Raw genomic sequence first — 569 nt, forward strand, 5'->3', positions numbered from 1 at the left:
CGTTCGATAATCTGCTGGGAATCCATTTCCATTGAGAAGATCAGTACGCCGCGTTTCTGTTTGGTTCCTGTGATTGTCTGGTTTGCGACTCCCTCAGCGACTTTCAGCGCAAACTCTGTTTTACCCATGCCGGGGCGAGCAGCAACAATCACCAAATCGACGGGATTTATACCACCGGTGATCTCATCCAGCTCTTCAATGCCTGTCTTCAACGTGTCTGATTGCTCGCCATTTTTGAGACGTTTCTCCAAAACCTCGGTGTAATCATCCAGTAACTCAGAAACATGCAGCGGACGGATCTCATCGCGTGGCTTACGCACCTCTGCAACTTGGGAAATAAACCAGTCCATAGACTCCGTCGCGTTCTCAACCGTGCCACTTAGAATGCGTTCCTTAGCCTCGTCCATTAACTCAATCATGAGTCTGCGTTCATAGTTGGCTGAAACTGTGTTCGCATAGCCAGTGAGGTTAGCGGCACTGGGGCAGTTCTTGGCAGTCATCATGACATTGGCGAAATGATTCTCACCCATCGCATCAGCCACCATCAGAGAATCAATTAACCCTCTGGT

General features: G+C 49.4%; 1 protein-coding gene. It reads right to left on the reverse strand.

Features of this window, described 5'->3' with window-relative positions; all coding sequences use genetic code 11:
* A partial coding sequence (locus tag NXS07_RS20685) for a DnaB-like helicase C-terminal domain-containing protein (RefSeq protein ID WP_308686649.1) occupies positions 1 to 569 on the reverse strand: 569 nt, incomplete at both ends.

Origin of the sequence: Xenorhabdus bovienii (assembly GCF_024721015.1) — a bacterium.
GTDB lineage: Bacteria > Pseudomonadota > Gammaproteobacteria > Enterobacterales > Enterobacteriaceae > Xenorhabdus > Xenorhabdus bovienii.